Origin of the sequence: Anderseniella sp. Alg231-50 (assembly GCF_900149695.1) — a bacterium.
In the GTDB taxonomy this organism is placed as follows: Bacteria; Pseudomonadota; Alphaproteobacteria; order Rhizobiales; family Aestuariivirgaceae; genus Anderseniella.
The window spans coordinates 104,364-130,714 of record NZ_LT703003.1 but is presented as its reverse complement, the minus strand read 5'-3'; the positions used below and the strand labels follow the sequence as shown (position 1 = coordinate 130,714).

Sequence of the window (26,351 nt, the reverse complement as noted above, 5' to 3'; positions counted from 1 at the left end):
CTGCTTCGGCAAAACCTGCTTGTGGAACGCCTCGTTTGTGGAATTAATACACCGAAAGACGAACCAGGAGAACCAGCCAATGCCAGTGCACCAGCGCATCAGACCATTCAACACCAAGGATACGTATCCCGAGCAGAACTTGTCCAACGATCTGTCGCAGGGCGTCGTGGCCCGCGGCACCACGGTGTTTCTGCGTGGCCAGGTGGCCCAGGACCTGGACAGTCGCGAGAGCCTGCATGCCGGAGACGCCGGCAAGCAGACGGCAAAAGCCATGGAAAATATCAAGATGCTGCTCGAAGAGGCTGGTTCCGAGCTCGCGCATATCTGCCGGATTGTCGTTTATGTGACAGACATCCGTTATCGCGAGGCCGTATATCAGGAAATGGGCAAGTGGCTGGCGGGCGTGTTTCCCTGCTCCACCGGTCTGGTGGTGCCTGCACTGGCACGGCCTGAATGGGTAGTTGAAATCGAGGTAACGGCAGTCATTCCGGATTGATGGAAGGATGTTCAGATGGCTCTTCACGACGCACTTGGGAAGCTGCAGGACACAGCGGCAAGCCCGCTTGACGAGGCATACAGCTCACCGCCGGAGATTTACACCAACCCGGACATGTTAGAGCTTGAACGGTGTGAAATCTTCGAACGCGAATGGCACTGCCCGGGACTGGCTGCGGATATAGCCGAACCCGGCGACTATGTGACCTTCTCCATTGGCGATCAGCCGGTGTTCTGCATTCGCCAGAAAGACGGATCGATCCGGTCTTTTTCCAATGTGTGCCGGCACCGGATGATGCAGCTGCTGGAAGGCTCCGGCAGCACCAGAACCATTGTCTGCCCCTATCACGCCTGGACCTATGGCCATGACGGCTCGTTGCGCGGCGCATCGCAGATGGAAAAGTCGAAAACCTTCAAAAAGAAGGATTTCTGCCTCCCTGAAATCCGTACCGAGCTCTGGAACGGCTGGATTTACATCACGCTGAACCAGGATGCGACACCGGTGGCGGAACTGCTGGCGCCGATGAATGACCTGGTCGCGCAATACCGCATGGACAGGTATATTCCGTGCGAGACCCAGGATCATGTCTGGCAGACCAACTGGAAGCTGCTGGCCGAAAATTTCATGGAAGGCTATCATCTGCCGGTTGCGCACAAGGCGACCGTTGGCCAGTGGATCGGACTGGATGACACTGTGTTTCCAGACGAGACTAGCCCGCATTTCACCTGGCAGACCTTCACCAAGAGCGAAACCGCAACCTATGGACGCGCAGCACACGGCAATGATTATCTCGAAGGCCGCTGGCGTTACACGACCATCATGCCGACCGTGTTTCCGGCCCATATGTACATTCTCGCGCCCGACCATGTCTGGTATCTGTCACTGCGTCCCAAAGGTGTTGGCGAAGTGCATGTCCGTTTTGGCGTTGCACTGGCTCCGGAACGACTGGCGGCATTCCCCAGCAAGCAAGCAGCTCTGAAGGACCTCGTGTCGTTTTTTGACCATGTCAACGAGGAAGACCGTTTCGTGGTGGAGGGCATTTTCAAGGGCGCCCACGGTGCGCTGGCGAAAGCCGGTCCGCTGAGCTATCTGGAGCGGGAAATCCATGACTTCCAGAAATACCTGGCGGCGAAGCTGTGTCCAGGCAATGCCGGCGCCGCGAAAGTGGCGGCAGAGTAGGGGCCGGCCTGCGGATGCCGGCTGCCCGTCGGACTTTAGTTGAATGTCACTCCGGCTCCCCGATTTCCGAGCGCAATTCGCTCATCAGGCGGGCGTTCTCGATTGCTATGACGCTCTGATCCGCGAACATCCGCGCCAGCTGCACGGTTTTTTCATCGAACGGCCGCAATTGCTGGCGGTAAATCGTGAAGGCGCCAATGAGGCGTTTTCCCGCCAGCATCGGAATTGCCGTAAATGACCGTGCGCCCCCCAGGGTTGCTGTTGCATATCGCAATGGATCATCTGTCTGAAAAATCTCTTCGGCACGAATATCGATAATGTTTACAACGTCGTGGCCGGCCTCGAGGCGGCCGATCGCAGTTTGCGGGCTGGGTTGATAATCACCCTTCTCGACCCACCATTCGTGAAAGGCCCGGGGGATGCCCTTGGTGTATGAGGCACTAAAGCCTTTTTGTGGCTTGTACTCCAGCAGGAGCCCGAATTCTGCATCACACAGCTCCAGCGCGTAACCAAGCAGCGCCGCGATAACCTCATTGATCTGGCCCTCGGACCCGCTGATAATCCGCAGGATCTCACTCAGCGCCCGCTCCCGGCTGATGGCCTCTTCCAGGCTCAATGCGAGTTCTGAAATGATTTCCGACTGCTCGGACTGGCTCTTGCGGTGCCGGGCAGCGCCGTCCAGCATCCTGTGCAGTTCGAGTTTCGAGGACACCTCAAGTTTCCGGTAGATCGCCGCGAGATGGGTACGCACCGTGGATGGCGCGATGCATAACCGTTCGGCAATACGATGATAGGTATCTCCGAGCGCATAGGCTCTGGCAATTTCGAGCTCCCGGGGACTTAGGCGATCCTCGTGCAACGCCGGTTCCTTTCAAAGCGGTCTTTCCGGTCATGTTGAGCCTGTTGCCTGCCGGGGCAGGCGTCAATACTGCAAGTGCAGTAGGACACCTGCGGCAGGCCGCACAAAAAATACTGCATATGCCTGATACCTCTTCGCTCATTTATGGGCGACACTTGCTTCTCGGATCAAGGCGCAAACATCTTGGCCGACAAGTGGAGGATGAAACAATGACAGCTTACGAAACCGCGAGAGATTTCTTTGAAGCCTGTGAAACGGGCAAGGGCTGGGATGCATGCAAGGCATGGTGTGATGACGCAGCGACCTTCTCCTGCCAGTCTGACGCACTGGCAGAGGTGACCAGTCTGGAAGCCTATACGGACTGGATGAAGGGGCTTCTGGGTCCGATCCCCGATGGCCGCTATGAACTGAAGGCTTTTGCGATCGACGAGGATCGCGCCACGGTGATCGCGGCCGCCGTGTTTCACGGCACCCACACTGGCGAAGGCGGTCCGCTGCCGCCAACCGGCAAGACCGTTGCGGCGGACTATGCCTATATCATGCAGTTCAACGGCCCCAGGATCGCTCACATGACCAAAATCTGGAATGCCGATCATTCGCTCAAGGCACTCGGTTGGGCGTGATCTGAACTCCAAAGGCTGCTTTCGAACTCATGCTGCCCACAGATTATCACGTCCGCCGCCTGGGATAGAGAGACAGTTCATGGAACACCACGCCTCCAATCGCTGGTTTGTGCTTGCCGTACTGTTTGCGGCACGTGTGACAATGGCATTCCAGTTCCAGGCCGTCGCGGCCCTGTCTCCGGTCTACATGACGGTGTTCGGGGTTGAGCTGTCGGATATCGGCTTCCTGATCGGACTGTACCTGGCGCCAGGGTTGGTGTTTGCGCTGCCCGGTGGCGCCATAGGGCGCCGTTTCGGCGACCGGCGGGTCATCGCATTCGGAATGGTCCTGATGCTGGCTGGGGCCGCGATCATGTTTGCCGCACAGAGCTGGGAAGGCCAGATCGCTGGCCGGTTGATCGCGGGCGTCGGCGGGATATTGCTCAATGTCTTGATGTCCAAGGTGGTCACAGATCATTTTGCCGGGCGCGAAATCGCCACGGCGATGGGGATTTTCATCAACTCCTGGCCGGTTGGTATCGCAGCCGCGCTCTTGATCCTGCCCGTCGTCGCAGGCGCCGGTAGCCTGCCAATGGCACTGGCCGCCGTCGCGGTCGCCACGGCGTGCGGCTTGCTGCTTTTTGTAGTCGGTACCCGCGGAAGTGCTGCGCAAACTCCCGAAACCGCTGCCTCGGAGCGGCTGCTGGGGGTCAGGTTCGTCGCAATCGTGATTGCCGGTGGTATCTGGGGCACCTACAACGGCGCGCTTGCAATGGTGTTTGGCTTTGGCCCGGCCATGCTGGTCGAGCGTGGCTGGTCGTTGGCGGCGGCGAGTTCGACAACCAGCGTCACACTTTGGCTCGTGGCAGTGTCCGTGCCGTTGGGCGGTTATCTGGCAGATCGTCTGGGTCACCGGGATATCGTGATGCTGGCTGGATTTGTAGCCTTTGGGTTATTGCTGATGGTCGCTCCGGGTGCCGGCAATGTGTATCTCGTGTTCATCCTGCTCGGCTTATGTGCGGGATTGCCGGCTGGCCCGATCATGGCCTTGCCATCGGTGGTTCTCGGCGCTGGAACGCGGGCGGTCGGTATGGGCATCTTCTTCACGCTGTTCTATGCCGGTGTGGTGTTTGCACCTGTAATCGCAGGTCGCCTCGCCGACCAAAGCGGCACGGCAAGTGTGGCGTTTCATATGGGTGCTGCATTGTTGACGATCTGTTTTGCGGCAGTTTTCGTGTTCAGGGCGTTGCCCAAACCCTCCAGTTGACAAACATTGCGTCCTGCCCGCAAACCGCTGGTGTTTTCCGACACTGTTGATCAGACTTGATCTGCTGAAAGTTCTCTCCAACGAGGTTTGACCGAAGATGCAGATGTTCGCCCCCGTCGACAAACCCCCATCGCTTTGGGCCGCAACAGCGCCTGAAGCCAAGCTTCATCCGCGTCTGGAGGCAGACATTGAAGCCGACGTCACCATAATCGGCGCCGGGTTTACCGGCTTGCGCACGGCGTTGAAATTGTCCGAAGCAGGCGTCAGCGCCATTGTGCTGGATGCCGGTGATGTCGGCTATGGCGCGTCCGGCCGCACTGGCGGCCAGGTCAACCCGATGTTGCCCTTCAACACGCCTGAACGGCTCAGGAAATTGTTGGGACAGACTTATTTTGAACGCCTGACCGAAACGTCGCTTGGCTCGGCCGATGAGCTGTTTTCGCTCATCAACAGCTACCAGATTGACTGCCAGGCCCGGCAGAACGGCTGGCTGCGCGTCTGTCACAGCAAACGCGCATTGAGCGCGGCCAGAAAAAGTGTCGAGGAATGGAACATCCACGGCGCCGGGATGGTGGTGGTGGAGGGTGAAGAGCTTCACAGGCTTGCAGGGACGAAAGCCTATGGAGCCGGGATCATGACGCCCAAAGGCGGCGCGGTTCAGCCCATGTCTCTGGCGCGCGGTGTCGCGAAAGCCGCGGTGCAGCGCGGGGCCGCCATTCACGGGAACAGTGCGGTCATCGACCTGGAAAAAGACGGGCAGAAGTGGGTTGCAAAGACGGCGCACGGCAGCGTGAGGTCTGACTGGGTCGTTGTGGCGACCAACGGATACACTGGCGATCTTGTTCCCAAACTGTCCAGGACCATTCTCCCGCTCACCCCCATTCAAATGGCGACCGATCCGCTTCCAGGCGACGTGATAGACAGCATTCTGCCTGCAGGGCACACCATTTCGGACAGCCGCCGGATTATCATGTATTCGCGCAAGGAACCCGACAACCGCATGGTGTATGGCGGTCTCGGCAAGCCAGAGCGCTCCGGCGAGATCGGCGGTTTCGACTGGCTTCGCAAGGATGCAGAGCGCGTCTTTCCCCAACTCAAGGGGGTAAGCTGGACTTATAAATGGGGCGGGCGTGTCGCGCTTACAGATGATCATCTTCCGCATCTGCATGAGCCGCAACCGGGCATTCTGGTGGGGCTCGGCTACAATGGCCGCGGCGTTGCCATGTCGAACGTGATGGGCCGTGTCATGGCTGAACGTATTTTGGGTTCACAAGCCGATGCCTTGCCGTTTCCCACCTCGCCGATCAAGGTCATTCCGTTCCGGCCGGCCAAGATGCAGGGCCTTGGCACGGCGATCTGGCTCATGAGGTTTCTCGACTATCTGGAAACCCGGTGATCGCTGCACAAAGTCACTTGCCGGCGGAATTCACCAAAGACCTTGCTGCCGCGCCCGCCGCCTCGATGTAGTCCGGATCCCGGTGCACCAGCACGGTGGAGAAGGCACCGTCCATCAGCAGAACGACATGCCTGGCAAGCTGTGCATGGCTTGCAAACCCCGCATCCTGAAACCGTTCTGAGAGCCATTGCTCGAACTTCTTCTTGTGATCAGCACCGACTTTCATCGCCGGATGTCCCGGCATGTTGGCAAGTTCTGCCGCTGTCCTGAGAAAGCCGCATCCTTTCCACTTGGGATGCCGGGCAGCGTCTGCCACTTTCAGGAATATGGCCTCCACCTTATCGGCAACTGATCCGCCGGCCTCTTCAAACCATTTCTGATAGAGTGCCAGATTGGGTTGGTCGCGAGACTCAAGATAGGCCTCGATCAGGTCGTCCTTGCTCTTGAAGTGGTAGTACAGCGTCTTTTTGGTGAGGCCTGCCTTTTCGGCGATCGCGTCAACGCTAACCGCCCGAATGCCCTCGGCGTAGAACAACCGGTTGGCAGCATCGATGATGCGTTCTTTTGCTGGAGAGTCATGCGCCATTCACCAAGTATACTATCTAGTGAGTATACGTCAATTGCGAGCTGCAGTAACGTCTCCGGACCGAACCTGGAGAGACCAATGCCTGAATTGATTACATATGAAAAACACGACGCCATTGCCCTGTTGACGCTGAACCGGCCGCAAAAGCTGAATGCGTTGAATTACGCAACGAACGACCTTTTGCTGGCCCTGCTGGATGACGTTGAAAACGATCCGGCCGTCCGGGCCGTCATCCTGACAGGTGCGGGAGAGCGGGCGTTCTCAGCCGGTGCGGACATTCATGAATTCGCCGAAAGCATCAACGCCGGTGTCGAGGTGGCGGTAAGGGAGTTTTGCACGCGGGGTCAAACCATGACAGCCCGGCTCGAAGCATTCCCCAAGCCCGTCATCGCCGCAGTCAACGGTATCGCCTTTGGCGGTGGCTGTGAGATTACCGAAGCCGTCCATCTTGCCATTGCCAGCGACAAGGCGAGTTTTGCCAAGCCCGAAATCAACATCGCGATCCCGCCGACCTTTGGCGGGACCCAGCGCCTGGCCAGGCTGGCAGGGCGCAAGCGGGCACTGGAACTGCTCCTGACCGGCGACACGTTCTCCCCCGAACACGCCTGCGCGACGGGCGTGGTCAACAAGGTGGTCCCGCATAATGAGCTGTTGCCCGCCGCGGTTGAGCTTGCACAGCGCATCCTTCGCCATTCGTCACTGGCAGCGTCCCGCATCATCAGCGCCGTTACCCGCGGCATCAACACCACCATTGAGGAAGGCCTGCTGATCGAGCGCGAGCAGTTTGCCCGCATGGCGGCCACGCGGGACGTGAAGGAGGGTTTGAGTGCCTGGATAGAGCGCCGGACACCGAACTATGAAGGGCATTGAAGTGAAAGAATCTGGAGGCAAGCATGATCGCGGTAATTTTTGAATCCTGGCCGAAGCCCGGACTGGGTAAGGACTACATCGACTATGGACAGAAAATGGCTCACCTGGTTGAAGGGCGCGACGGGTTCATCTCGATCGAGAGGTTCGAGAGTGTTTCCGAACCGGGCAAGTTCGTCGCCTTGTCGTTCTGGCGTGACGAGGCGGCGGTCGATGCCTTCAGGCAGCACCCGGTTCATCGAAACATCCAGTCAAAGTCCCGCAAGGACGTGTTCATCGATTATCGTTTGCGCGTTGCCGATGTCATGCGCGATTACACCAGCACTGACCGGACCCAGGCGCCGCAAGACAGCCAGATAGACGATACATGAAATCATCACACCGGATTAATTCAGGCCATAAGGAGACATTGATGTTCACGAGCTTCAGCAAGGAGACCTGGCAGGCTTTCAAGGAGGCCGATCGTGCCGGGCCGATCCACATGCTCAATCTTGTCAAACTGCGAGAAAAGGCAGAATACGCAGACGGACATGAAGCGACCGGTGCAGAGGCCTATCAGCGCTACGGCGAGATCAGCGCGCCGGTCCTGCAAAAGCTTGGCGGTAAAATTGTCTGGCGTGGCGGGTTCGAACTGATGATGGTCGGACCGCAGGACGTAACCTGGGACATCGCCTTCATTGCCGAATATCCGGGCGTCGGTGCTTTTGTCGAGATGATGAGAGATGCCACATACCGTGAGGCGATGGTGCATCGCCAGGCAGGCGTTCTCGACAGCCGGCTTGTGAGGTTTAACGCACAGTCGCCGGGCGCCGGTTTTGCCGGCTAGGCCAGTGGCACCTGACGCGCCTGATGCATGCCAGCCTGTTCACCCGAATGAATGCGGCGCCGGCTCCGGATTTCGTAAGCAATGCCGATGCCGGCATTCGTTAGGTGACATGTTTGTCCAGAGTTCCGTGAAACCAGCGGATGGCGTCTTCTGCTCCAACTCCGTTGGATAAAGGTCCGTGGGTATAGGCTGGCGATTCCAGACCGCGTTGGATTTTTTCACAAATCCATACGTCTTCAGTTTGAAAGTCACCGGTCTCCAGAGGGTGCGTTTTCCAGTTGTCGGATGAAATAATGCCGGTGGATTTGTCGAAACCGGGAATATGTTTCCGCTCATCTTTCGACTGCCTCGGCCCGACCCAATGGCGAACTGTCATTCGACAACGTCCTGCAGCTGTGGGGTGTAGCGCCGAGATGGAGATACCGTACGGAGTTGGAACGATGATGGTTGTCGGGAAAAGGAAATAGACCCCTCCGTAACCCGTTTTGGACGCACTTTCTATGGTGCCAGAGTTGCCGGCCTCCTCTCTCACTTTCATGGGGAGGCGATGGCGTACACCTTCCTCGGTGGCGTGCCAGATCATGTGATCGCCGACAGGCTCCCACTCGTTCAAACCGGGTAATGGGCCACCGAGTGTGTTTTCATGCAGGTAGGCAAGATGATATCCATCAAGCGCATTTTCGACGAAAACCTTCCAGTCGCATTTCAGATCATAAGCCAACGGTATCGCTTCCTTGACGTCTGCGGCAGTCAGATCATGCGGCCAATGCTTGCCCTGGAGCGGGGCAATCCAGCTCTCGAAATCAGCATCTGCTTCAGGATTGACGAAAACCAGATCTCTGAATACGCCAACTGAAGCAGGATGCAAGCCGTATCCGGACCGGTCCAGATCCGGAAAGCATTCCACTTTGTTGGGCACTCCGCGAAGCGAACCGTCATGAGCATAGGTCCAGCGGTGATAGGGACAAACGATTGTCTTGCCGCAATTACCGGTCGACCCTTCCAACAGCTCCGCCCCGCGATGCCGGCACACATTGTGAAGGGCATTCAGGTTTCCGTCTTCATCGCGGACAATAGAAAGAAGGGCGTTTCCGCATGTTGCGGTGCGGTAATCCCCGGTCTGCTGGAAGTCATGGACAGTTCCGACAAAGATCCATGCATTTGCAAAGAGGGTGTTCGTTTCGTTCCTGAACCAAACGGCATCGGTGTAGGCTTCTTTGGGAGGACGGCTGGTCATTGGCTGGTCTCCAAAGACTCCAGCAAGATGATGGCGGCACGCTTTGAAGCAGCAACCAGAACATCCGTATCGCCCAGCGGATAAAGCGCCTCGATATTGAAATAGATACCGGTAATGCCTGCAGTTGCAGCTGCTACTTTCTCAGGATCGGCATCTGGAAATTCATCTGCGAGCAACTCATCGAGCCTTGTGATGAAATCATTGAGCCACACCAGCATTCTTGCTGCCACGGACGGATTTTCACAGGATGCGGCAATAAGGGCATTTGAAACCCGCACCAGTTGCGGATCGGAAAATTTCGGATCGAAAAGCCAGTCTATGGCCGTTTTTGCTTTGTTTTCAGCCGGTAGAGCAGAGATCATCGTCGCCATGCTGTTGCGGGTTCTTTCCAGGAATCGGTCAACCAGCGCTTCCAGCAACTCATCCCGATTGCCTACATTGTGACGAACAAGCGGACGGGCCAGTCCCGCCATTTCGGCAGTTTTGGCCAACGTAGCCCCTTCAACGCCGTAGCGCGAAACACAGGATTCAAAGGCATCCAATATCTGTTCTCGACGTTCAGTCTTGATGTCTGGTCTGGCCATTTTGCTCAATTCAATTGATTGTCTGTATTGACAAACAATTTAGTTGATGTCATTTGATTGTCAATATTGATAATTTTGGAATCTCTCATGGACTGGCTTCTTTCTCCAATCAGCACAGGCTATATCGAATGGCTCGAAAAGTTCGTCGACGACTGGTTCTTCGTTTTCGCACTGGCCTTTCTGGCATTCGAGTTCACCAGATATGCCATCTACAAGAAACTCTCGTGGGCATTGGTCGGTGATACGATCACCAACTACATCACACTCGCCTTTTTCATCGGACTGACAATCCTGTTTCTCGGCGCGTTTTATGTCTCGACGTTTTACTATGCGTTCCAGTTTGCCGTCTTTGACATCGAGATAAACTGGGTCACGGTCACAATTTGCGTGGTGCTGGCAGATCTCGCCTATTATTGGGAACACCGGTTTATGCACCGGGTGAATCTCGCCTGGGCAACCCATACGGTCCATCACTCGTCACCGTTTTTCAACATCTCCGTAGCCTATCGCTTCGGCCCGATGGATTCGTTCTGGCCGGTCTTCTTCCATGTTCCACTGGTGCTGCTCGGCTTCAATCCGATTGTCGTACTGTTCGCTGAAGTGGTCGTTCAGCTCTACCAGACCATCCTGCATACGGAGAGTATCAGAAAGCTCCCGCGTCCAGTCGAATGGATCATGAACACACCTTCGCATCATCGTGTGCATCACGGTTCAAACCCGAAATACCTCGACAAAAACTATGCCGGTATTTTCATTGTCTGGGATCGGATGTTCGGAACCTTCGAGGAAGAACGCGAGCAGGTTGTCTACGGTCTCGTGAAACCCATCGACAGCACCAATCCGATTGTTGCATTTCTGCACGGCTTCTACCGGCTTGCAAAAAGCGCCTGGGCCATGAGAGGTTTTCGAAACAAGCTTGGTGTAGTTCTTGGCCCGCCCGGGTGGAAACCAAAGGACAAGGCACTCCGGTCCGAAGCAGCGGAATAGGCACGCCTTATGCCCACCAATACCCAAAGACTGGTCGGCGCTCTTGCCACGATAAGCATTACCTTTGTTGGCGCCTGGCTTGCCAGCAATGTCCATTCCACGTACGGCGCTGCGAGCGCTGCAACATCCTTTCCGTCCGGGTTGACTGTCACTCTGGAGGGTGTTCGTGGGGCAACCGGCAAGGTTGTAGTGATTGTCTTTTCCAACAGAAACGCCTTTCGGGCGTATGATGTTGCAGGGGCGGCCGGTTACAAGGAGACGCCATCAAAGGCTGGAACCGTGGTTGTCAGCTTTCCTGATCTGAAAGATGGTCCCTATGCGGTAGCAGCTTTTCATGATGAGGACGAAAACCGGGACCTGAACATGAAGGGGCAATTGCCAACTGAAGGTTATGCCACCAGCGGTGCTGTGGATGCTTACGACACTCCGACCTTCAGAACCGCTGCAATAGTCCGTGGCAAAGTGACGATCAAAATGCACTACCCGGACTAGGCGTCCGGCGCTTCGGCACAGGCATTGCTTTACAGACGTGAGCCCAGCAATGTGCCTTCCTCGATGGCGCGCTGGGCGTCCAGTTCACCGGCAAAACTGGCCCCGCCAATGATATGAACCTGGCGGTCGGCGGCTTTCAGGTCATCAGCCAGTCCGTCGACCGACAACTGGCCGGCACACAGCACGATACTGTCGCATTTTACCAGCCTGTCCTGGTTGCCGACCGAGATGTGCAGGCCTTCGTCATCAATCTGCCGGTAACTGACATCGCCGATCATTTCGACGTTGGCGCGCAGTAATACCAGGCGGTGCACCCATCCGGTTGTCTTGCCGGGGCCTGAGCCCATTTTCCCGGTAGAGCGCTGCATCAGTACCACATCATGCGATGGCACATGATCGCCCGGTTCCTGGCCAACTCCCCATGTTGAGCGGAATTCGGTCGGGTCCAGGTGGCTTTTGAGTCCGCGCTCGACCAGGTGCACCGCGACATCGACCCCGACACCGCCGGCACCGATCACCGCGACCCGCCTGCCGGGTTGTCGCGCACCGGACAGCAATTCTTCGTAGGTCATGACGCTCGGGTGGTCGACGCCGGCAATGTCCGGCACACGCGGCGTCACCCCGGTTGCCATGACCACTTCATCGAATCCGGCCAGCGTGGCCGCATCGGCACGGGTGTTGAGTTTCAGCGATACGCCAAATGCTTCGGCCCGGTTGCGGTAGTAGCGCAGGGTCTCGTTGAATTCCTCCTTGCCCGGGATATGGCGGGCCAGCAGGAACTGCCCGCCGACCTGGCCGGCTGCCTCGAACAGGGTCACGTCGTGGCCGCGTTCTGCCGCTGTTACAGCACACGACAACCCGGCAACCCCGGCACCGACGACGGCGACCTTGCGCGTTGTTTGCGCCGGTTTCCAGGTCAGCATGGTTTCGCGGCAGGCCCTTGGGTTGACCAGGCAGGTGGCGTCCTTGCCCTTGAAATAGTGATCAAGGCAGGCCTGGTTGCAGGCGATGCAGGTGTTGATTTCCTCCGGCCTTCCACGGGCAGCCTTGTCTGCGAAGTCTGCATCGGCGAGGAACGGCCGGGCCATCGACACCATGTCGGCATGGCCGTCTGCGATTACCTGGTCGGCCTTTTCCGGTGTGTTGATGCGATTGGTGGCGATAAGCGGTATGGACACCTTGCCCATCAGCCGTCGCGTCGCCCATGTCCATGCGCCCCTGGGCACCGCCTGGGCAATGGTCGGGATGCGGGCTTCATGCCACCCGATGCCTGAATTGAGGATGTCGGCGCCGGAGGCCTCAGCCAGCCTGGCAAGTTCGGCGACCTCTTCGAATGGGCTGCCGTCTTCGACGATGTCGAGCACGGAAAGCCGGTACATGATGATAAACTGCGGGTCGGTTGCCGCCCGCACCGCCTTGATCACCTGGACCGGGAGCCGGGCGCGGTTTTCAAACGAACCGCCCCACCTGTCGGTACGCTTGTTGGTGCGCGGCGCGGTAAACTGGTTGATCAGGTAACCTTCCGATCCCATCAGTTCGACACCGTCATAGCCGGCTGCCTGGGCAATCTGCGCGGCGCGGGCATAGTCGGCGATGGTACGCTGGATGTCGTCGTCATCCATTTCGCGCGGTGTGGTCTTGTTGATCGGCGAGCGAATGGGCGACGGTGCTACGATGTCGGGCTGATAGCCATAGCGGCCCGCGTGCAACAGTTGCAGCAATATGCGCGAGCCGTGCGCGTGTACGGCATCGGTTACCTGCTGGTGATGCTCGGCATCGGCGTCAACCAGAAATCCGCCCTCTGTGCCCAGCCTGCCTTCTGCATTGGGTGAGAACCCGCCGGTTACCATCAGGGAACATCCGCCGCGGGCGCGTTCTGCGTAGAACGCGGCCAAACGGGCCAGGCCTTCCTCGCCCTGTTCTTCAAGGCCGGTGTGCATCGATCCCATCAATATGCGGTTGGGCAGTGTTTGCCGGCCAACTTTCAACGGGGTGAACAAATGCGGGAAGGGGGAGCTACTTGCTGTCACGGGGTAATCAGATCCGGTTGGTTGTTTCTCGCCAGTCTACCTTGAGTTGAGACTGTGTGAAGAGGGTGTGTCACACAGGTGGCACAGGTTGCAAGTTTGCGTCATGGGGCCTGCTTGCGATACAAAACATCAAGGCAGGGTCCGGCAATGTTTGACGGATCAGGCTGATGAAGGGGGCGATTGTGATGAACTGCAGTCTCTGGGGCGTCTGATGCAGGCACGTAACGCACTCGACAAGCGACTGCGCGCAGCCATTGAGGTGTTTGAGGCCGGCCAGCTCGACCGCGCCCGCAAGATGGTTGAGCAGTTATGCCGAAGCCACCGCGAGTTTGCCATCGTTCACAATGTCCACGGTGTCATCGCCGCCAAACAGGGGGCTTTCCAGGTTGCCATTGACAGCTATCAAAGGGCAATCGAACTGGATCCGGACAATTGCGATGTCCATTTCAATCTCGGCAATGTGTTGCGTGACGCCGGCGACCTGAAAACTGCGCTGACCAGTTACCGTGCGGCCCTGCAGATCAAGCCGGACGACCCGGACGTGATGTTCAACATGGCTGCCGTTCTGTGCGGGCTTGGAAAATTGAGCGCAGCCGAAAAGCTGTTTCAGCAACTGGTTGAAGTCTCCCCCAAGGATCACACGGCACACAGCAGTCTCGGCGGCGTGCTGTTCCGGCGGGGCCAGACTGAAGAAGCCATAGATTGTTTCCGCCGGGCGTTGAAGCTGCAGCCCGGCTTTGTCGAGGCGCATGACAGTCTGTGTGAGGTGCTGGAACAGACAAACCAGATCGGCGAACTCAGGAAGGCTGTTGCGCAGGCGCGCACCGTATGCCGGCCGGACGATATCAGGATCTCTATCCGCCAGGCGCAGCTGTTGCGCCGCGACAATGACCTGGATGGTGCGCGCCAGGCATTGTCCGGTGTTGAGAAATTCCATCCCGAGCAGGCACAGCTGAATTCGGCGTACTGGTATTTGCTGGGCGACATATGTGACCGCCTTGAAGATGTGCGCGCTGCCTATGATGCCTTTGTCAATGCCAACACCTGGGCTGCGAAGGCGGCGGGCGGGCGCGGTCTGGAGCCGGATGATTTCATTCGGAAACTGGAAGACCTGCAAGCCGCCTACAAGTTGGTGAGCCGCACGGCTCCCGCAGAACCGGACGCACAACCGGCTGCGCCACAACTGGTGTTTCTCGTTGGATTTCCCCGGTCCGGCGCGACGTTGCTTGACACGGTCCTGCTGAAGCACAGCCGGATCTCGGTGGTCGACGGAAAGCCGATGGTGCAGGACATGGTCCGGATGGCAAGCGACTGGCAGACGGGCGAATTGCCGGACCATGAAGGTTTGACGGATAAGCAGGTAACGCAATTGCGCGACGCCTACATGAAAAATCTCAATCAGCACCTGCCTGAAGAGGCTGCAGCCGGTGACGTGGTGATTGACAAGCTGCCGCTCAACATTGTCGAGGCCGGATTGATCAGCAGGGTTTTCCCCCACGCCAGGTTTCTGCTGGTGTTACGCCACCCTTGCGACTGTGTGCTGAGTTGTTTCATGCAGGACTTCAGGCTCAACGCTGCCACGGTGAATTTTCTGGACCTGAAAAGCACGGCACAGTGTTATGACGAGGTCATGTCACTTTGGGCAATGTATGCGAGTGCGCTGCAATTGCCGGTACACGCCGTAAAATACGAACAGATTGTGGGCGACCTGGAAGAGACCGCTCGTCAGGTGTTGAGTTTTCTGGAGCTGGACTGGGAAGACGCCGGGGCGGACAGCAAGGACGCGACACCTGATCGCCGGCAAACCGGCACAGCCGGCCATGACACGGTCATCCAGCCCGTTAACAGTCGTGCAAAAGGCCGGTGGCGGCGCTATCGTGCGCATATGGTGCCGCTATTGCCAACGCTGCTCAAATGGGCGGAAAGACATGGCTACTCCGACGATCCGGGGAACAGGTAGTCCGCAACCCTTTGGCCCGTCCCGCCATTCAGGGCAGGCTGGAAGGGGCCAGGTCAAGTCAGATCAACCCTCCTGCCGTCTCGGGCGGACGCCTTGATGGCTTCGACTACCCTCAGCGATTTCAGTCCTTCCAGGCCTGAAACGGCAGGCTGCTCTGCGCCTGCAATCACTCTGCAGAAATGATCGATCTGTTCGTCCAGCGGATCACGCGAAGCAGTCTCATAGACGGCCTGATTGATCGGTTGCCACCAGCTGCGTTCGCCACCTTGCGACCACACCTTGCCTTTGGGGATTTCAAGCGAACCGCGGGTGCCGCCGATGAAATAGCAGGTCTCCCCGGTTTCCGGATAGGCGGGATTTTCAGCCGCCGTCAGTTCCCAGCTCCACGGCGCGACGACACTGTCGGTCACGCTGATGGTACCCAGGGCACCATTGGCAAAGCTGATGATGATGGCGGCGGTGTCCTCGACGTCGTGGTTGCGGGCATGGGACGATTCAGCCGCCTGCACTGAAACCACCTCACCAACCAGATGGCGCAAGAGGTCAATGTCATGGATCAGGTTGATGAACACCGGCCCGGCACCTGGCTGGGTGCGCCAGGTCACATTGAAGTAGTCATCCGGCTTGTAGAGCCAGCAGGCGGCATGCACCGCGACGATGTCGCCAATGGCGCCGCTGCTGATTTTCTGCCGGGCAGCGCCAATCAGCGGATTGTGCCGCCTGTGGTGCCCGACAAGCACCGGTACCTTCAATTCGGCAGCAACGTCCACAAGCCGCGCGGCAGCGCGGGCACTGTCGGCAATCGGCTTTTCGACCAGGACAGGAACCCCTGCGCGAACGCACTCCAGTCCATTGTCGACATGCATCTGGTTGGGGGTAGCAATAATGACGCCGTCTGGTGAGCCGGCGCCGAGCATTTCCGCAACCGATGCATACCAGTCACAGCCGATGCTGCCGGCGAAATCTTTGGCGGCGGGGGCAGGGTCGACAATTGCCGATACGACGGTCGCGTCGCAACGATCCACAGCCTCGACATGACGCTTGCCTATAAGACCAGCGCCGGCGACAGCGATGCGAAATGGTTTATCAGGTTCAGAACTCACCAACCTACTCCGGAAAACGAATGCGGTTAGTGAGTTCTGGCCTTAAGATTGTCAACCCGGCAAGCTGGTTTTCCCGACAACCGGACTCAGCGCGGCATCAGTCGCCCAGTGGCTCCACGTTGATGATCTCGCCGGATGCACGGCTGACCTGGATGCGCCACGGCTCCCGCCCCCGGACCGCGTCATAGACATAGTCGCCATTTCGGCAGGTGACGACTTCAATATGCCGGAAACCGGCATCTTTCAGGTCCCCAACCGCCTGCAGGCAGGACAGCCTGCCATTGTAAGTGCCATTGCCATTACCATAATCATCACGATGGCGCGGGCGGCGATGCTTGTATTCGGGTTCGCGCTGATACACAGAGTGTCTGGGTTCATAAACCCGATCGTTTTGCCAGTCTCGGCGATACTCTTCGCTGTAGCGCTCATCATAGGATGGTGCAGCGGCGTTATCATAAAACCAGTGTGGATCGGCAGCCTGCGATTGCTGGCCGGAAAACGCAGTCAGTATTAGCGCGGCGGTGAGGGCCGCAATAGGGGTACGCAACATGACTAACCTCCCTTTCGGGCAGTTGATAAAGCCGTCTTGGAAACAAGCGTCCCCCCAGAATGTGAAAATTGCAGGGAGATAATGCGGCGGTAATCCGGCGTAACGGGTCTGATTCACCTATGTGTTTCAATATGATACACAAATTTAAGGTTTTCGAAACGATACCGTTCCAGATCAGGTTCCGGTCAGATCTTCCAGCAGTTTTTCCAGCATCCTGTCACACGCCGCCATTTCGGTTTCCGCTATGTATTCATCCGGCTTGTGGGCAACGCCGATGGAGCCTGGACCGCATACGACAGTCGGAATGCCGAGCCGGGTCTGAAACAGCCCGCCTTCGGTGCCGAAGGCGATCTTGCCGGTGGAGTTTCCGCCAGTCAGTGATTTCACGTAATTGACCACTTCTGCATCCGGCGCGGTGTCCAGTGCGGGATAGGCTGTGCCGGGGGCAAAGCTGATGTCGGCGCCGGGGAACACCTTGCGTGCTTCGCTGACAAGCTCATCGGCCTTCGCGTGAATGCGGTCTATCAGGGTTTGCGGGTCATCGGCCGGCAGGTGGCGGATTTCATACTCGAACTTCGCCAGGTTGGGCACGATATTGAGGGTTTCGCCACCGTGCAGGTTGCCGGCGTGAAGGGTGGTGTAGGCAACGTCATAGTCGCCATCCCTGGTGCCGGTCTCGGCAATCTCCGCCTGCAGCCGCCTGATTTCATTGATCAGGTCAATGGCCAGGTGAACGGCATTGATAGCAGTCGGTGCCAGGCTCGAGTGAGCTTCAAGGCCGGTACAGCTGACCCGCTCGCCGGCCTTGCCCTTGTGGGCGGTGACCACCTGCATCAGCGTCGGTTCACCGATTATGCAGCACCGTGGTTTTGGTGATACCGGCTCCAGCATGTCGATCAGGCGGCGCACGCCGACACAGCCGATTTCCTCGTCATAGGAAAATGCAAAATGTATCGGCGCCGACAGTTTGTCCTTGAGTTGGGCAGCGCGCGGCGCCATGGCGATGCAGCATGCAATGAAACCTTTCATGTCGGCTGTGCCGCGGCCATACAGCATGCCCTTGTCCGAGCGCATGACAAACGGGTCGGATGACCAGGCCTGGCCTTCCACCGGCACCACGTCCGTGTGACCGGACAGAACAACCCCGGACACGTCCTCAGGGCCGATCGAGGCATAAAGGTTTGCTTTCCGGCCGTCTTCCGACGGGGCCAGCTGGATACGAAACCCTAAAGGCTGCAGCAGTTCGCTGACATGGTCGATCAGTGCCAGGTTGGAGTCCCGGCTGACAGTGTTGAAGGAGACGAGTTTTTCAAGGTGGGTAATGCTTTGTGTCATGGTCAGCATTGCTAGCATGGGGCCGATCATCGGCAAAGAGGATCATCACACATTACTGATCGCCTGACGCATGGAGGCAGGTGGTCGTTTGTGTTAGGACGGATTTCCATCCTTTGGCGCCAATTTCATCAGATTGACAATTCATGACATCGCACCTGTTCAGCCCGTTCACCCTGCGCGGGCAGACCTTCAAGAACCGCGTCGCCATCTCACCGATGAGCCAGTACCGTTCGAAAGACGGTTTCGCAAATGACTGGCACATGGTGCATCTGGGCCGGTTTGCGCTGGGTGGAGCAGGACTGGTGTTCTGCGAAGCAACGGCGGTTGAGGCACGCGGCAGGCGCACACCCGGCGATCTGGGCTTGTGGGATGATGCGCAGATTACCGAGCTTACCCGTATCAACAGGTTTCTGGAGGCGGAAGGGGCCGTGCCGGGTATCCAGCTTGCCCATGCCGGCAGAAAGGCATCGGAGCGACGCCCGTGGCATGGCGAAACACCGGTCATGGACGAAGACATATCTTTGCGCGATGAGGCGCCCTGGTCAGCGATTGCTCCGTCGCCTCTTGTTTACGCGGACGGCTGGCCGGTGCCGGAAGAAATGTCGGTAGCCGACATAGCAGATGTGGTGGCGGCTTTCGGAACCGCGGCAGGGCGGTCCGTTACGGCCGGATTCAAGGTGATCGAAGTCTATGCCGCGCATGGGTTCCTGGTGCACCAGTTCTATTCGCCGGTCTCCAATCAGCGCAGCGACGGATATGGCGGGTCGCGCAGCAACAGGATGCGGTTTGCCACCGAAGTTGCACAATCCATCCGGGCAAACCTGCCGGATGACCTGCCGCTGATATTCCGCTTGTCATGCACCGACTGGGTGGATGGCGGCTGGGAGGCTGAAGATACGGTGGAATTGGCCAAGGCATTGAAATCCTGTGGTGTCGACATGATCGATTGTTCCAGTGGTGGCATTGGCGGTCGCGAGCGGCCCCGCCGCATGCAGCTCGGCGAAGCGTTTCAGACACCGTTTGCCGCTCGGATCAGGACTGAAGCGGACATGGCCGCAATGGCTGTCGGTTTCATCTGGAACCCTGAGACGGCGGAGCGGATCGTTGCGGAGGGTTCAGCCGACATGGTCGCCCTGGCACGTGAAGTGCTGGCTGATCCCAACTGGCCGTTGCGGGCCAGGGCAACGCTTGAGACAGATGCCGGCTACCAGCATTGGCCGGTGGAGGCCGGCTGGTGGCTTGAGCGCCGCGATCGGCTGTTAGGCAAACTTGGCCTGCGATGACCGGTCAGGCAGCGGCCCGCTCGGCCGCCACGGCCTCATCGCGCAGCGGGCTCTTGGTGCCGGCTTGCACGGTGGCTTCGGCATAAGGGTGGCGGGCGAACACTTCCCTGATCATGGGCTCGAAGAACTCCAGCGGCAGTGTGTCATAGTCAGGATCAAAGCTTGATTGATCCCAGAACTCACAGAAATCAACACATGACTGGAAATAGGGTTCACCGGCGAACTTGTCCCGCTCAAACTGGTTCCAATCATAGTGGTGCGCGTAGTACACCATCTGGAACGCCCCGTGATGATGCACGCACCAGGTCACTTCCTCCCTGAGGAACGGGCGCACGATTGCTGCGGCGAACTCGTCATGGTTTTGCGGCGCCAGCCCGTCGCCGATGTCGTGCAGGACAGCGCCTACGACCCAGTCAATGTCGGCGCCGTCGCGCCATGCCCGCGTGGCAGACTGCAGGCCATGTTCAAGCCGGGTGATCTTGTAGCCCTCAATGGTCTCGTCTTCCTGATCGCGCAGGGCTTTCAAAATGCGGTCAGGCGTCAGTTTTACGTGCGCCTGTTCCTTTTCCCGCAGCATCAGATATTCATCGCGGGTGCCGTGCTTCATTTCCGTGAATTTTACGGTTGGTGTCTGTTCATTCATGACAATCTACATCCTGTCTGCTGTATCGGCATACAGGCCGACCTGCTGTGCCGCGCCTTGCGCAAGTGCAACCGACTGATCGCGGCGAATTCGTGAATAGAGCGCCATCGCATCATCGCCAAATGGCTCAGACGGTGCTGCGACATTGATCCAGTTGCGCTCGGTATCGCAACCGCGCACCAGCATGGCATAGTCTCTTTCCGCCACCAGTTGTTTCACGCCAGGAGTTACATACCGGATAGCGCATCCGATGCGCCTGTCATCAGAGCTGTTCGGGCCTGATGCGTGAAACATGCGGCCATGGTGCAGGGACATCTGGCCGGGCTGCAGGACAATGTTGGTCGCCGACGCTTCGTCGACCTCCACCGCGATTTCCTGGCCGCGCGACAAAAGATTGTCTTCGTGAAACGTGTCGCGGTGCTCCACGATGCGGTTGTTGTGTGAACCGGCCACGAATTTCATGCAGCCGGACTGGGGTGTTGCCGGCGACAGGGCGATCCAGGCGGTCAATTGATCATCGGTTTCGCCCATCCCCCAGTAAGTGAGATCCTGATGCCAGGATACGACTTTGCTGGTGTTTGGCTCCTTGATGAACAGCTCGCAGGACCAGACAAGCAGGTCAGGCCCCAGGATCGATTCGACAGCGTCCAGCACGGCCGGGGTCTTTGCAATCTCGGCCATGAGCGGAACCACTACGTGTGCGCCGACGCGAAAGTACTGTGAGATCGGCTGCGGCAGTGCCCCATCCGGATAAGTCGTCTCCAGGGTTTCAATGTCAGATCGAAAAACCCCGGCTTTACTCGCCGGCATGACATCGACGGGAAACAGAAAACCATCACTGTGGTAGGTGGCGATTTGTGATGAAGACAAGCTGGCTGGCATGGCAAACCTCCGGCGAATGGCAACATGCGGAATTCAGGGTGTTCACGGGTCACTTGTCAAGTGGATTTGAGAGGCCGCGAATTGTGCTAGACATTGACTTGTCCGGCGCTGCCAATCTAGAAGTTGTATGTTGTTGCAGACGGGGGGAGCGCGGGGAGAGGCTTGATGTCTGAGCTGGGCACGTCTGATGGCTTCGCGCAATGGGTGGCGCGGATTTCTGATCCTGCAGGCGGTAAAGTGATCTGGAAGCGTCGGAAAACCGGTCAGTGCATCATTACGGTCGCGACTGGTTACCCGGCTAATTTATTGAAACCTCTGGTTGAATCACTGCGTGAGCATTCTGACGCTCACCTTGTTATTGCCGCTCATGCCGACAGTGGCTTCGAACAGATTTTTGCGGATCAGAACGTCACCGTCTATCCGGTAAGCGAAACCACCGGTTACCGGCCCTATCCGGCACTGGCCAGGCTCGAATACTATCTTGAGATCCTGAAAGATCTTCCGCAGGGTATCGATCAGCTACTACTTGTGGACAGCCGTGATGTGGTGTTTCAGGCTGATCCGTTTGACGGACTGTCGCAAAACGACCTGACCGTTTTCGCCGAAAACAACGACACCTCTAGCTGGACCCTGGCCAACACCAACGGCCGATGGGCCTGGGCCATGTTGCCCGGAACCTTGCGGCAGAGCCTGAAAGGCAAGCCGATCGTGAACGGCGGGGTGATTGCAGGAACACCTGCGGGCATTGAACGAATGTGCCGGGCCAAGTTGAATATCGCGCTTACCACCCATGAATGGACCAAGCACACAACCGGCCTCGACAATATCTCGACCAACCTGATTGCCCATTCGCGCATGGCAGGGCTTTGCAAGGTGGTGCCGAACCATGAGTTCGTGGCCAATGTCTACCGGGAGACGGACATGGTGATCGATCCGGACGGAAAAATCAGGATGCGAGACGGTAAACCGTGTCCCGTTGTGCACATGTATGATCGCCAGGCGGAATTGCTGGATCATGTCCACAAACGCTACAATGTACTTGCCGATACCTCAATGGTGGTCAGCCAGGACCGCTCGGTCGGAAAATCGCAGCCATTTGCAGGCCTGATCCACTGGTTGAAACTGGCGCGCATTTACATGGTCGGACACGCATAGGACAGGCCTGCTCCATGGCTGCGACATGGCTGCAACCGCCCCAGCGCGCTGGCGGTTCGTGCAGGAAATTGCATGACAGCAATGAAGCCTGGGGGCTTGTAAGCCTGCACCTGCACAGCTAATTGTGTGGCATGGTGAATTCCTGATGCATTCAACAACGCTCAAGAGGTAAGTTTCAAATGCTTCGCAAGACAGATTTCTATATTGACGGAAAATGGGTTGCCCCTGCCAAGGCGCAGGATCTGGAAGTGATCAACCCGGCAGACGAGACCGCATTTGCAACGATCTCGCTGGGTTCCGCTGCAGATGTTGATGCAGCTGTTGCCGCTGCCCGCACAGCGTTCAAGACCTGGAGCAGGACCAGCCGCGAAGAACGCCTGGAGTATCTGGAAAAACTGCTGGCGGTTTACGAAAAGCGGTCCGGTGATATGGCCAAGATTATTTCCAGCGAGGTGGGTGCCCCGATCACCATGTCCACGCAGCAACAGGCAGGCGCCGGCTGGGGGCATATCAAGTCATTTATCCGCACGCTCAAGAATTTCGAGTTTGACGCGCCGTTGAGTGAAAAAGTGCCGACCGAGCACATTGCCCATGAGCCGATTGGCGTGTGTGGCCTGATCACGCCGTGGAACTGGCCGATGAACCAGATCTGCCTCAAAGTGGTTCCCGCTGTCGCCGCCGGTTGCACGGTCATCCTGAAACCTTCTGAAATTTCGCCCATGTCCGGCATCATATTTGCCGAAATCATGCATGAGGCAGGCTTCCCGGCAGGTGTCTTCAACCTGGTCAATGGTGACGGGCCGACCGTGGGTGAAGCCATGTCGCGCCATCCCGATATCGACATGATGTCGTTTACCGGCTCTACGCGCGCCGGCATCGCCGTGCAAAAGGCGGCTGCTGAAACCGTCAAGCGGGTAACCCTGGAACTCGGCGGAAAGTCACCCAATATCGTTTTTGCCGACGCAGATATCCCGAAGGCCGTCAAACGCGGAACCTTGCACTGCTTCAACAACACCGGCCAGTCGTGCAATGCCCCGACCCGCATGCTGGTGGAGCGTTCGGTTTATGACAGTGCCGTGGAAATTGCCGCTGAAACTGCGAAAAACTGCAAGGTCGGCGATCCGGCGGAAGAGGGCAATCATATCGGCCCGCTGATTTCGCAAATGCAGTTCGACAAGGTGCAGACGCTGATCCAGAAAGGCATCGACGAAGGCGCCAAACTGGTGGCCGGCGGCACGGGCCGCCCGGACGGCTTCAACCGTGGTTACTTCGTGCGCCCGACCGTGTTTGCCGACGTCAACAATGACATGGCAATCGCCCGGGAAGAGATTTTCGGTCCGGTTCTGACCATGATCCCGTTTGAAACCGAAGCGGAAGCTGTCGAGATTGCCAACGACACCCAGTATGGCCTGGCGGCCTACGTGCAGTCCGGTGATCAGGCGCGGGCTCAGAAAGTGGCCCGCGAACTGCGTGCAGGCATGGTGTTGCTGAACGGCGCCCAGCGCCCCGGCGGCAGCCCGTTCGGCGGCTACAAAATGTCGGGCAATGGCCGTGAAGGCGGCGATTGGGGCCTGGAAGACTTCCTCGAAGTCAAGGCCATCAGCGGCTGGGACGAAAGCGCCGCTTAGCCCAGCGCCGTCACGGATTTGTCCGCCGATAACATCCAGCCGCCGCCATACGGCGTCTGGGTGACCCAGGCGTCGCGCACGCCGGCATGATCGAGCACGGCACGAATAACCCCTGCGTGGGTGACAACCAGGGTAGCCGTGTCGGCCCGCCAGGCGCCATGGGCCTCCAACACCGCCAGCGCGCGCTGCTGCATCTGGTGCACGCTTTCCCCGCCGTGGGGCCGGGCATGCAGCAGGTCGTTGGCCCACTGGTTCAACTCGTCGATCGGCACATTGTCCCAGCGCAATCCCTCCCATACCCCGAAATCCATCTCTTTCAGGCCATCATGAAATGACGGTTGAGTACTGTGCGAGGTGCTTATGCGGTCGGCCAGTTGGGCGCATCGGACAAGCGGGCTGGACAGGATCTGATCGGCTTTCCATGGCAGAGCCTGCAGGACGGCTTCGGCTTCCATGGCGAAATTGGCACCCGGCTTCAGGTCGGTGGAGCCGTAGCAGGTACCGTCTGCAATGTCCGGTTTGGTATGGCGCAGCAAAACTAGACCCATGCTGCAAGTCCCAGGTAAAAACCAAGCTCGCCGGCCTGCTGTACCGCACCGAGACAGTCGCCCGTATACCCGCCAAGTTTGCGCATGAAGACTTGCCGCATGGCGAGTGCGAGAATTGCGGCTCCGGCGAACGCACTCAGGGTTGCGCCGAACGGCATGATGAGCAGGCAGGCAACGACAACCAGCACCAGCGTCACGCCGGTGACGGCCCAGCTTTCCAGCGCCGGTTTTGTTGCGACGGTGCTGGCCGTGCCGCCTTCTGCCCGCGCATAGTGCGCTGTAGCCAGGATACCGAGAATGGCTGCACGGCTTGTCGCATGGGCACCCACAAGGGCCGCTACGGCCATCCCGGCAGGCAGACTGGACAGCGCGATGACCTTGGCGCCCACAAATACCATCAGGCCAAGCGTGCCATAGGCTCCGATGCGGCTGTCCTTCATGATCGCCAGGGCCTTGTCGCGGGTCTGCCCGCCGCCAATGCCGTCGCAGATATCCGCCAGTCCGTCTTCATGCAGCGCGCCGGTGATCATGATGGCGGCGGCAACTGCAAACAGGCTGGCGAGCAGCGGCGGCAACAACTGGCTGGCCGGCCAGTACACAAGTGCGGCAATAATCCCGACAACGACGCCGGATGCCGCATAATATCCGACCGAGGCGCGCTCGCGATCCCTGGTCCAGCCGGTTGCGCCGAGCCCGGGCAGGCGCGTCATGAACTGCAGCGCGATCGCGAAAGTCGAGAGCTGGTTGCGGAAACTGTCGTTCATGCCTTACCGGATACTCCGGCGCTTTCGAAACTGGCCATATCGCACAACATGGCGGCAGCACATCTGAGCAGGGGCCATGCGAGCAATGCCCCGGTGCCTTCACCCAGGCGCAAATCCAGGTCGAGCAGCGGCCGCACATCGAGGGCGGCGATCATGGCGCTGTGTCCTGCGTCGCCTGAGGCATGGGAAAACACCAGGTAATCGCGCACCTCCGGCTTGAGGTGCACCGCGGCCATAGCGGCGGCTGTCGCAATGGTGCCGTCCACGACGACGACGCGCCCGGTCGCGGCTGCACCCAGCATGGCGCCGGCCAACATGTCAATTTCAAAACCGCCATATTCCGCCATCACGTCAGTGGCGCACAGATTGTCCGGCGTGCGCGCTGAGGCTGCCGCCAGAATTTCCAGCTTGCGGTTAAGCCCGGCATCATCAACGCCTGTCCCGCGGCCCACGAAATCCGCAACCGGTTTGCCGCTGAGTTTGTGGGCCAGCATGGCTGCCGCTGATGTGTTGGCAATGCCCATCTCTCCAAATGCGACCGCGTCGCCCGCCGCGGATTGACCCAGTTCCACGCCGTGCTCGAGGCATTCAGCCAACTGTTCGTTTGTCATGGCTGGGCCATCTAGAAAACTGGCTGTTCCGGGTGCGACGCACCGTGAAACCAGCTTGTCATGCGACAGTGGTTCGCCGGCGAGCCCTGCGTCTACCACCCGCACACCAATGGCTTGCGTGTTGGCAAACACGTTGGCAGCGGCCCCGCCGGCCAGAAAGTTCAGCACCATCTGGCGCGACACTTCCTGCGGAAATGCCGATACGCCTGCCTTCGCGATACCATGATCGGCTGCGAATATGGTCAGCGAACAAGTGTCCATGACCGGGGTGAGGGTCTGCTGGACCCGGGCAATTTGCGCAGCCAGCACCTCGATGCGTCCAAGGGAGCCGGGCGGTTTGGTCTTGCTGTCGATGGCATGGGCAATCTGGCCGTCAAGTTGGGCACCGGGCGGCTTGATCTGGGGCAGGTTGAAGGAATTTAAAACGCTAGCTTGTGACATGCGCCAGACGCTAACCCAGTACACCTGCCGCTGACAATGC

Annotated in this window: 27 protein-coding genes; 14 read left to right on the top strand and 13 right to left on the bottom strand. The window is 58.4% G+C overall.

Annotated features, from left to right (window positions below; translation table 11 throughout):
- Window positions 1-79: 79 nt before the first annotated feature.
- Both DHN55_RS00660 and DHN55_RS00655 read left to right on the top strand, forming a co-directional pair.
- Complete coding sequence (locus DHN55_RS00660; RefSeq protein ID WP_108879499.1) at window positions 80-496, top strand: Rid family hydrolase; 417 nt, start codon at window positions 80-82, stop codon at window positions 494-496.
- 15 nt (window positions 497-511) lie between these two features.
- Window positions 512-1,675: an SRPBCC family protein gene (locus DHN55_RS00655; protein ID WP_108879498.1), complete on the top strand. Its 1,164-nt coding sequence runs from the start codon at window positions 512-514 to the stop codon at window positions 1,673-1,675.
- Between the two features lie 46 nt (window positions 1,676-1,721).
- Here the strand turns inward: DHN55_RS00655 and DHN55_RS00650 are convergent, their stop codons facing one another.
- A complete protein-coding gene (locus tag DHN55_RS00650) occupies window positions 1,722-2,534 on the bottom strand; it encodes a LuxR C-terminal-related transcriptional regulator (protein ID WP_108879497.1) in 813 nt (270 codons plus the stop codon).
- A 209-nt stretch (window positions 2,535-2,743) separates the two neighbouring features.
- On the opposite strand from DHN55_RS00650, the gene DHN55_RS00645 reads away from it, so the two are divergent.
- The 3 genes from DHN55_RS00645 (at window position 2,744) to DHN55_RS00635 (ending at window position 5,799) form a co-directional block, all read left to right on the top strand.
- On the top strand, window positions 2,744-3,157 hold the full coding sequence (locus tag DHN55_RS00645) for a nuclear transport factor 2 family protein (RefSeq protein ID WP_108881620.1): 414 nt from the start codon (window positions 2,744-2,746) through the stop codon (window positions 3,155-3,157).
- Between the two features lie 79 nt (window positions 3,158-3,236).
- Window positions 3,237-4,403: an MFS transporter gene (locus DHN55_RS00640; protein ID WP_108879496.1), complete on the top strand. Its 1,167-nt coding sequence runs from the start codon at window positions 3,237-3,239 to the stop codon at window positions 4,401-4,403.
- A 97-nt stretch (window positions 4,404-4,500) separates the two neighbouring features.
- Entirely contained in the window at window positions 4,501-5,799 is a 1,299-nt protein-coding gene (locus tag DHN55_RS00635) for an FAD-dependent oxidoreductase (RefSeq protein WP_108879495.1), read from the top strand.
- A 13-nt stretch (window positions 5,800-5,812) separates the two neighbouring features.
- Here the strand turns inward: DHN55_RS00635 and DHN55_RS00630 are convergent, their stop codons facing one another.
- The gene (locus tag DHN55_RS00630; RefSeq protein WP_108879494.1) at window positions 5,813-6,385 is read right to left on the bottom strand and encodes a TetR family transcriptional regulator; all 573 of its coding nucleotides are present in this window, start codon (window positions 6,383-6,385) and stop codon (window positions 5,813-5,815) included.
- A gap of 78 nt (window positions 6,386-6,463) precedes the next feature.
- Between DHN55_RS00630 and DHN55_RS00625 the strand changes: the two genes are divergently transcribed.
- Genes DHN55_RS00625 through DHN55_RS00615 form a run of 3 tightly spaced genes read left to right on the top strand, consistent with a single transcriptional unit; the run spans window position 6,464 to window position 8,078 of the window.
- Window positions 6,464-7,255 (top strand): crotonase/enoyl-CoA hydratase family protein, encoded by a 792-nt coding sequence (locus DHN55_RS00625; protein ID WP_108879493.1) that lies wholly within the window; start codon window positions 6,464-6,466, stop codon window positions 7,253-7,255.
- Between the two features lie 23 nt (window positions 7,256-7,278).
- Window positions 7,279-7,623 carry an antibiotic biosynthesis monooxygenase gene (locus DHN55_RS00620; protein WP_108879492.1) on the top strand — a complete coding sequence of 115 codons (345 nt, stop codon included), beginning with the start codon at window positions 7,279-7,281 and terminating at the stop codon, window positions 7,621-7,623.
- 41 nt (window positions 7,624-7,664) lie between these two features.
- Window positions 7,665-8,078 carry a DUF1330 domain-containing protein gene (locus DHN55_RS00615; protein WP_108879491.1) on the top strand — a complete coding sequence of 138 codons (414 nt, stop codon included), beginning with the start codon at window positions 7,665-7,667 and terminating at the stop codon, window positions 8,076-8,078.
- Window positions 8,079-8,178: 100 nt separating this feature from the next.
- On the opposite strand, the gene DHN55_RS00610 is transcribed toward DHN55_RS00615, so the two are convergent.
- Together DHN55_RS00610 and DHN55_RS00605 are read right to left on the bottom strand one after the other, a co-directional pair.
- Window positions 8,179-9,315, bottom strand: coding sequence for an SRPBCC family protein (locus DHN55_RS00610; protein WP_108879490.1), 1,137 nt, complete (start codon window positions 9,313-9,315; stop codon window positions 8,179-8,181).
- On the bottom strand, window positions 9,312-9,899 hold the full coding sequence (locus DHN55_RS00605; protein ID WP_108879489.1) for a TetR/AcrR family transcriptional regulator: 588 nt from the start codon (window positions 9,897-9,899) through the stop codon (window positions 9,312-9,314). The genes DHN55_RS00610 and DHN55_RS00605 overlap by 4 nt, the downstream gene beginning before the upstream one ends.
- 87 nt (window positions 9,900-9,986) lie before the next feature.
- Here DHN55_RS00605 and DHN55_RS00600 point away from each other — a divergent pair, with 87 nt between their 5' ends.
- Both DHN55_RS00600 and DHN55_RS00595 read left to right on the top strand, forming a co-directional pair.
- Window positions 9,987-10,886: a sterol desaturase family protein gene (locus tag DHN55_RS00600; RefSeq protein ID WP_108879488.1), complete on the top strand. Its 900-nt coding sequence runs from the start codon at window positions 9,987-9,989 to the stop codon at window positions 10,884-10,886.
- Window positions 10,887-10,895: 9 nt separating this feature from the next.
- On the top strand, window positions 10,896-11,378 hold the full coding sequence (locus DHN55_RS00595; RefSeq protein ID WP_108879487.1) for a DUF2141 domain-containing protein: 483 nt from the start codon (window positions 10,896-10,898) through the stop codon (window positions 11,376-11,378).
- 29 nt (window positions 11,379-11,407) lie between these two features.
- Here DHN55_RS00595 and DHN55_RS00590 read toward each other — a convergent pair whose 3' ends face one another.
- Entirely contained in the window at window positions 11,408-13,408 is a 2,001-nt protein-coding gene (locus DHN55_RS00590) for an FAD-dependent oxidoreductase (protein ID WP_108879486.1), read from the bottom strand.
- Between the two features lie 211 nt (window positions 13,409-13,619).
- Between DHN55_RS00590 and DHN55_RS00585 the strand changes: the two genes are divergently transcribed.
- On the top strand, window positions 13,620-15,368 hold the full coding sequence (locus DHN55_RS00585; protein ID WP_337659753.1) for a tetratricopeptide repeat-containing sulfotransferase family protein: 1,749 nt from the start codon (window positions 13,620-13,622) through the stop codon (window positions 15,366-15,368).
- A gap of 53 nt (window positions 15,369-15,421) precedes the next feature.
- Here the strand turns inward: DHN55_RS00585 and DHN55_RS00580 are convergent, their stop codons facing one another.
- From DHN55_RS00580 to argE, 3 genes are all read right to left on the bottom strand, one after another.
- The gene (locus DHN55_RS00580) at window positions 15,422-16,471 is read right to left on the bottom strand and encodes a Gfo/Idh/MocA family protein (protein ID WP_337659752.1); all 1,050 of its coding nucleotides are present in this window, start codon (window positions 16,469-16,471) and stop codon (window positions 15,422-15,424) included.
- A 97-nt stretch (window positions 16,472-16,568) separates the two neighbouring features.
- Entirely contained in the window at window positions 16,569-17,021 is a 453-nt protein-coding gene (locus tag DHN55_RS00575; RefSeq protein ID WP_108879484.1) for a hypothetical protein, read from the bottom strand.
- A 174-nt stretch (window positions 17,022-17,195) separates the two neighbouring features.
- Window positions 17,196-18,356 carry an acetylornithine deacetylase gene (gene argE, locus DHN55_RS00570; RefSeq protein ID WP_337659751.1) on the bottom strand — a complete coding sequence of 387 codons (1,161 nt, stop codon included), beginning with the start codon at window positions 18,354-18,356 and terminating at the stop codon, window positions 17,196-17,198.
- 143 nt (window positions 18,357-18,499) lie between these two features.
- Here argE and DHN55_RS00565 point away from each other — a divergent pair, with 143 nt between their 5' ends.
- Entirely contained in the window at window positions 18,500-19,639 is a 1,140-nt protein-coding gene (locus DHN55_RS00565) for an oxidoreductase (protein ID WP_108879482.1), read from the top strand.
- A 4-nt stretch (window positions 19,640-19,643) separates the two neighbouring features.
- Here the strand turns inward: DHN55_RS00565 and DHN55_RS00560 are convergent, their stop codons facing one another.
- Both DHN55_RS00560 and DHN55_RS00555 read right to left on the bottom strand, forming a co-directional pair.
- The gene (locus DHN55_RS00560; RefSeq protein ID WP_108879481.1) at window positions 19,644-20,282 is read right to left on the bottom strand and encodes an HD domain-containing protein; all 639 of its coding nucleotides are present in this window, start codon (window positions 20,280-20,282) and stop codon (window positions 19,644-19,646) included.
- Window positions 20,283-20,288: 6 nt separating this feature from the next.
- On the bottom strand, window positions 20,289-21,164 hold the full coding sequence (locus tag DHN55_RS00555) for a phytanoyl-CoA dioxygenase family protein (RefSeq protein WP_108879480.1): 876 nt from the start codon (window positions 21,162-21,164) through the stop codon (window positions 20,289-20,291).
- A gap of 165 nt (window positions 21,165-21,329) precedes the next feature.
- Between DHN55_RS00555 and DHN55_RS00550 the strand changes: the two genes are divergently transcribed.
- A complete protein-coding gene (locus DHN55_RS00550; RefSeq protein WP_108879479.1) occupies window positions 21,330-22,319 on the top strand; it encodes a hypothetical protein in 990 nt (329 codons plus the stop codon).
- 179 nt (window positions 22,320-22,498) lie between these two features.
- Window positions 22,499-23,947: an aldehyde dehydrogenase family protein gene (locus DHN55_RS00545; protein WP_108879478.1), complete on the top strand. Its 1,449-nt coding sequence runs from the start codon at window positions 22,499-22,501 to the stop codon at window positions 23,945-23,947.
- Here DHN55_RS00545 and cobC read toward each other — a convergent pair.
- Genes cobC through cobT form a run of 3 tightly spaced genes read right to left on the bottom strand, consistent with a single transcriptional unit; the run spans window position 23,944 to window position 26,311 of the window.
- Window positions 23,944-24,495, bottom strand: coding sequence for a histidine phosphatase family protein (cobC, locus tag DHN55_RS00540; RefSeq protein ID WP_108879477.1), 552 nt, complete (start codon window positions 24,493-24,495; stop codon window positions 23,944-23,946). The genes DHN55_RS00545 and cobC overlap by 4 nt on opposite strands.
- Window positions 24,486-25,259: an adenosylcobinamide-GDP ribazoletransferase gene (gene cobS / locus DHN55_RS00535; protein WP_108879476.1), complete on the bottom strand. Its 774-nt coding sequence runs from the start codon at window positions 25,257-25,259 to the stop codon at window positions 24,486-24,488. The genes cobC and cobS overlap by 10 nt, the downstream gene beginning before the upstream one ends.
- Window positions 25,256-26,311 (bottom strand): nicotinate-nucleotide--dimethylbenzimidazole phosphoribosyltransferase, encoded by a 1,056-nt coding sequence (cobT, locus tag DHN55_RS00530; protein ID WP_108879475.1) that lies wholly within the window; start codon window positions 26,309-26,311, stop codon window positions 25,256-25,258. The genes cobS and cobT overlap by 4 nt, the downstream gene beginning before the upstream one ends.
- Window positions 26,312-26,351: the final 40 nt, after the last annotated feature.

Excerpts from the sequence above, each read along its gene's own strand:
- DHN55_RS00595 (WP_108879487.1), top strand. The coding sequence starts at position 10,896 with ATGCCCACCAATACCCAAAGACTGGTCGGCGCTCTTGCCACGATAAGC.
- DHN55_RS00625 (WP_108879493.1), top strand. The coding sequence starts at position 6,464 with ATGCCTGAATTGATTACATATGAAAAACACGACGCCATTGCCCTGTTG.
- DHN55_RS00655 (WP_108879498.1), top strand. The coding sequence starts at position 512 with ATGGCTCTTCACGACGCACTTGGGAAGCTGCAGGACACAGCGGCAAGC.
- DHN55_RS00585 (WP_337659753.1), top strand. The coding sequence starts at position 13,620 with ATGCAGGCACGTAACGCACTCGACAAGCGACTGCGCGCAGCCATTGAG.
- DHN55_RS00575 (WP_108879484.1), bottom strand. The coding sequence starts at position 17,021 with ATGTTGCGTACCCCTATTGCGGCCCTCACCGCCGCGCTAATACTGACT.
- argE (WP_337659751.1), bottom strand. The coding sequence starts at position 18,356 with ATGACACAAAGCATTACCCACCTTGAAAAACTCGTCTCCTTCAACACT.
- DHN55_RS00640 (WP_108879496.1), top strand. The coding sequence starts at position 3,237 with ATGGAACACCACGCCTCCAATCGCTGGTTTGTGCTTGCCGTACTGTTT.
- DHN55_RS00660 (WP_108879499.1), top strand. The coding sequence starts at position 80 with ATGCCAGTGCACCAGCGCATCAGACCATTCAACACCAAGGATACGTAT.
- cobS (WP_108879476.1), bottom strand. The coding sequence starts at position 25,259 with ATGAACGACAGTTTCCGCAACCAGCTCTCGACTTTCGCGATCGCGCTG.
- DHN55_RS00610 (WP_108879490.1), bottom strand. The coding sequence starts at position 9,315 with ATGACCAGCCGTCCTCCCAAAGAAGCCTACACCGATGCCGTTTGGTTC.
- DHN55_RS00545 (WP_108879478.1), top strand. The coding sequence starts at position 22,499 with ATGCTTCGCAAGACAGATTTCTATATTGACGGAAAATGGGTTGCCCCT.
- DHN55_RS00565 (WP_108879482.1), top strand. The coding sequence starts at position 18,500 with ATGACATCGCACCTGTTCAGCCCGTTCACCCTGCGCGGGCAGACCTTC.
- DHN55_RS00635 (WP_108879495.1), top strand. The coding sequence starts at position 4,501 with ATGCAGATGTTCGCCCCCGTCGACAAACCCCCATCGCTTTGGGCCGCA.
- cobT (WP_108879475.1), bottom strand. The coding sequence starts at position 26,311 with ATGTCACAAGCTAGCGTTTTAAATTCCTTCAACCTGCCCCAGATCAAG.
- DHN55_RS00620 (WP_108879492.1), top strand. The coding sequence starts at position 7,279 with ATGATCGCGGTAATTTTTGAATCCTGGCCGAAGCCCGGACTGGGTAAG.
- DHN55_RS00560 (WP_108879481.1), bottom strand. The coding sequence starts at position 20,282 with ATGAATGAACAGACACCAACCGTAAAATTCACGGAAATGAAGCACGGC.
- DHN55_RS00600 (WP_108879488.1), top strand. The coding sequence starts at position 9,987 with ATGGACTGGCTTCTTTCTCCAATCAGCACAGGCTATATCGAATGGCTC.
- DHN55_RS00615 (WP_108879491.1), top strand. The coding sequence starts at position 7,665 with ATGTTCACGAGCTTCAGCAAGGAGACCTGGCAGGCTTTCAAGGAGGCC.
- DHN55_RS00550 (WP_108879479.1), top strand. The coding sequence starts at position 21,330 with ATGTCTGAGCTGGGCACGTCTGATGGCTTCGCGCAATGGGTGGCGCGG.
- cobC (WP_108879477.1), bottom strand. The coding sequence starts at position 24,495 with ATGGGTCTAGTTTTGCTGCGCCATACCAAACCGGACATTGCAGACGGT.
- DHN55_RS00605 (WP_108879489.1), bottom strand. The coding sequence starts at position 9,899 with ATGGCCAGACCAGACATCAAGACTGAACGTCGAGAACAGATATTGGAT.
- DHN55_RS00555 (WP_108879480.1), bottom strand. The coding sequence starts at position 21,164 with ATGCCAGCCAGCTTGTCTTCATCACAAATCGCCACCTACCACAGTGAT.
- DHN55_RS00645 (WP_108881620.1), top strand. The coding sequence starts at position 2,744 with ATGACAGCTTACGAAACCGCGAGAGATTTCTTTGAAGCCTGTGAAACG.
- DHN55_RS00630 (WP_108879494.1), bottom strand. The coding sequence starts at position 6,385 with ATGGCGCATGACTCTCCAGCAAAAGAACGCATCATCGATGCTGCCAAC.